This window comes from Streptomyces sp. NPDC110618, assembly GCF_055657065.1.
In genome coordinates, this window is the sequence record NZ_JBVKBN010000020.1 from 1 (window position 1) to 3,664 (window position 3,664).

3 protein-coding genes are annotated in these 3,664 nt (G+C 71.5%); 2 read left to right on the forward strand and 1 reads right to left on the reverse strand.

What is annotated here, in order from left to right; genetic code table 11:
- Positions 1-252 precede the first annotated feature (252 nt).
- Entirely contained in the window at positions 253-522 is a 270-nt protein-coding gene (locus tag ACZ7L7_RS28725; RefSeq protein ID WP_285510245.1) for a hypothetical protein, read from the forward strand.
- A gap of 158 nt (positions 523-680) precedes the next feature.
- On the opposite strand, the gene ACZ7L7_RS28730 is transcribed toward ACZ7L7_RS28725, so the two are convergent.
- Complete coding sequence (locus ACZ7L7_RS28730; RefSeq protein WP_176712115.1) at positions 681-1,436, reverse strand: ferritin-like fold-containing protein; 756 nt, start codon at positions 1,434-1,436, stop codon at positions 681-683.
- A gap of 491 nt (positions 1,437-1,927) precedes the next feature.
- Between ACZ7L7_RS28730 and ACZ7L7_RS28735 the strand changes: the two genes are divergently transcribed.
- The coding region (locus tag ACZ7L7_RS28735; protein WP_471591972.1) for a DEAD/DEAH box helicase at positions 1,928-3,664 on the forward strand (1,737 nt) is incomplete at its 3' end.

A 3,664-nucleotide genomic window follows, 5' to 3' on the forward strand; every position in this document is an offset into this window, starting at 1 on the left:
TCCGCATCCACCCCATACGACAACGACGGCCTTCAAGACCACAACCGGGTCTTGAAGGCCGACGTCACGCAGGGCCCGAATAAACCAACAGCGTCGTTCGAGGAACCGCCGGGCCCTCCGTCGTTCCTCACCTGCCCGCCTTCACAAATGGAGCACAGTTCGACCACAGGGGAGGATTGGATTCCGCAGGTCAGGGGTAAGACGGGCTACGACCGTTTCGTCCGGGCCGGCCATGTGGGAGGGACCCCCGACATGCTCTTGGAAGCGCTCAGTTCCGCGATCCTCGGCCTGGCTCTGTCCTGGGCGGTGACGGCCCGTCTGCCGCACCGGCTCCCGGCCCGTTCCCTCGTCTTCGCGACCGGCGTCGCGGGGGCCCTGTTCGGCGCCTTCGTCACGCACACGGCACTGGATCCGGGCAACCTGTTCCTGATTCTCGTCGGAGCGGCGGCCGTCTCCGCGGCCTCCCTGTCGCTCCTGCTGCGGCCGTCAGGAAGACGACTGGGCCGCCGGGCGACGGCGTGACGTAGGAAGCCCGGAGCCCACTCACGCAGGAAGCCCGGAGCCCACACACGCAGGAAGCCCGGAGCCCACACACGTAGGAAGCCCGAAAGCACGAAGCCCCCCTCGGGCCCCGGAAACCCGGGGCCCGCAAGAGAGCCCGAAGAAAAGAACCCGGAGTCCTACGCGGCCAGCCCCAGCGCCGCCATCCGCTTGGTGTGCGCCTCGGTGATCCGCGAGAACATCCGCCCGACCTCCGCGAGGTCGAAACCGTCCGCCACACCGCCCACGAGCATCGTCGACAGCGCGTCCCGGTCCGCGACCACCCGCTGGGACTGCGACAGCGCCTCGCCCATCAGCCGCCGCGCCCACAGCGCGAGCCGCCCGCCCACGCGCGGGTCGGCGTCGATCGCGGCCCGGACCTTCTCCACCGCGAACCCGGCGTGCCCCGTGTCGTCCAGGACCGCGAGCACCAGCTCACGGGTGTCCGAGTCGAGCCGCGCCGCGACCTCCCGGTAGAAGTCACTGGCGATCGAGTCACCGACGTACGCCTTGACCAGGCCCTCCAGCCAGTCCGAGGGCGCCGTCTGCTTGTGGAAGCCGTCCAGCGCGGCGACGAACGGCTCCATCGCCTGGGTGGGCTCCTCGCCGATCGACTTCAGCCGGTCGCGCAGCTGCTCGAAGTGGTGGAACTCGGCCGAGGCCATCTTCGCCAGCTCCGCCTTGTCCGCCAGGGTCGGCGCCAGCTTGGCGTCCTCCGCGAGCCGTTCGAACGCCGCGAGCTCCCCGTAGGCCAGCGCGCCGAGCAGATCGACGACCGCGGCACGGTACTGCGGATCGGCGGAGGCGGTGGCCCAGTCCTGGGCGGCCACTCCGGTGTGCTCGACGGGGGCGTCCTTGCTGTCGGCGGCAGGGTCAGGCTTGTCAGAGGTGGTCATGCAGCGCACAATAGCCCGCTTGCCGCGCGGGGGAAGTCCCTGGTCAATCAGTGTGACGACGACTACGTGACCAATTCGGCCATCGCATGTGCGCGTTTCCGGGGTATGGTGGTAATGCGCCTGCTGAGTACGTCGACGCAGTTCGACGGTGTCTCGACGGGCCGCGTGTATGAGGATGCCCGGTCGGTGGCCCGATCGGCTCCGACCCGACAGCCCCTCGTCCGTACGGCACAGTGCGTACGGATCGACGGGGGGACACCCTCAGCGGTACGAGCGCTAGAGCGTCGGCAGTGGTCCCGTGCCTTACGGCCCGACCGTATGGCAGCCGACGTCCCCCGGCACGGTCGCACAGACCCCCTGCGCTCGCCTCGCACCGCGCACACAGAAGAGGCAGCACCCTGACTACGACTTTCCGAGAGCTCGGAATCCTTCCCGAGACGGCCGAGGCCCTTGAGGCCGTCGGCATCGTGAACCCCTTCCCCATCCAGGAGATGACGCTCCCCGTCGCCCTCTCGGGCACCGACGTCATCGGCCAGGCCAAGACCGGTACCGGCAAGACGCTGGGCTTCGGCCTTCCGCTCCTTGAGCGCGTCACCGTCCCGGCCGACGTGGAGGCCGGGCGCGCCAAGCCCGAGGACCTGACCGACGCCCCCCAGGCGCTCGTCGTCGTTCCCACCCGCGAGCTGTGCACGCAGGTCACCAACGACCTGCTGACCGCCGGCAAGGTGCGCAACGTCCGCGTGCTCGCCATCTACGGCGGCCGCGCCTACGAGCCCCAGGTGGAGGCCCTGAAGAAGGGCGTCGACGTCATCGTCGGCACCCCGGGCCGTCTGCTGGACCTGGCAGGCCAGAAGAAGCTCAACCTCAAGCACATCAAGGCGCTCGTCCTGGACGAGGCCGACGAGATGCTCGACCTGGGCTTCCTGCCCGACGTCGAGAAGATCATCGCCATGCTCCCGCCGCGCCGCCAGACGATGCTGTTCTCGGCGACCATGCCGGGCGCGGTGATCGGTCTCGCCCGCCGCTACATGTCGCAGCCCACCCACATCCGCGCCACCGCGCCGGACGACGAGGGCGCGACCGTGGCCAACATCGCGCAGTTCGTCTACCGCGCGCACTCCATGGACAAGCCGGAGATGGTCGCGCGCATCCTGCAGGCCGAGGGCCGCGGGCTCGCGATGATCTTCTGCCGCACCAAGCGCACGGCGGCCGACATCGCCGAGCAGCTCCAGCGCCGCGGTTTCGCCGCCGGCGCGGTCCACGGCGACCTGGGCCAGGGCGCCCGTGAGCAGGCGCTGCGCGCCTTCCGCAACGGCAAGGTGGACGTCCTCGTCTGCACCGACGTCGCCGCCCGCGGCATCGACGTCGAGGGCGTGACGCACGTGATCAACTACCAGTCGCCGGAGGAGGAGAAGACGTACCTGCACCGCATCGGCCGTACGGGCCGCGCGGGCGCGTCGGGTACGGCGATCACCCTCGTCGACTGGGACGACATCCCGCGCTGGCAGCTCATCAACAAGGCGCTGGGCCTCGGCTTCAACGACCCCGTGGAGACGTACTCCACCTCCCCGCACCTCTTCGAGGAGCTGAGCATCCCCGCGGGCACCAAGGGTGTCCTGCCGCGCTCGGAGCGTACGCGCGCCGGGCTCGCCGCGGAGGAGGTCGAGGACCTCGGCGAGACCGGCGGGCGCGGTCCGCGCGGCCGCGGCGGACGCCGGGAGGAGTCCCGTTCCGAAGACCGCGAGCGCCCGGCGCGTACGCCGCGCCGCCGTCGCCGTACCCGCGGCGGGACCCCGCTCGACTCCGTCGACGCCCCGGCCGGTACGGACGCCGCCGAGGCGACTCCGGCGGCCGAGGAGGCCACCGCGACCCGCACCCCGCGCCGCCGTCGCCGCACCCGCGGCGGAGCGGCACCGGAGCAGGCGCAGGCGCAGGCCGCCGAGGTGGCTGTCGACACCGCCGAAGGTGCCGTCGAGGTCGCCCCGGTCGCCACGACCGAGCCCGTCGCCGAGCCCACGCCGCGCCGCCGCCGGACCCGTAAGTCCGCGGAGCCGGAGGTCACCGCGGCGGAGACCGTCGTCGAGGCACCGGCGCCGGTCGTCGAGCCGGAGGCACAGCCCGAGCCCGAGGCGAAGCCGCGCCGTACGCGCAAGAAGGCCGAAGCCGCCGTGGACACCGCCGAAGCAGCCGAGGCCAAGCCCAGGACGCGCCGCACGCGGAAGACCGCC

Bases quoted from the DNA above. Each gene is read 5' to 3' on its own strand.
- ACZ7L7_RS28725 (WP_285510245.1), top strand. From the start codon at position 253: ATGCTCTTGGAAGCGCTCAGTTCCGCGATCCTCGGCCTGGCTCTGTCC.
- ACZ7L7_RS28730 (WP_176712115.1), bottom strand. From the start codon at position 1,436: ATGACCACCTCTGACAAGCCTGACCCTGCCGCCGACAGCAAGGACGCC.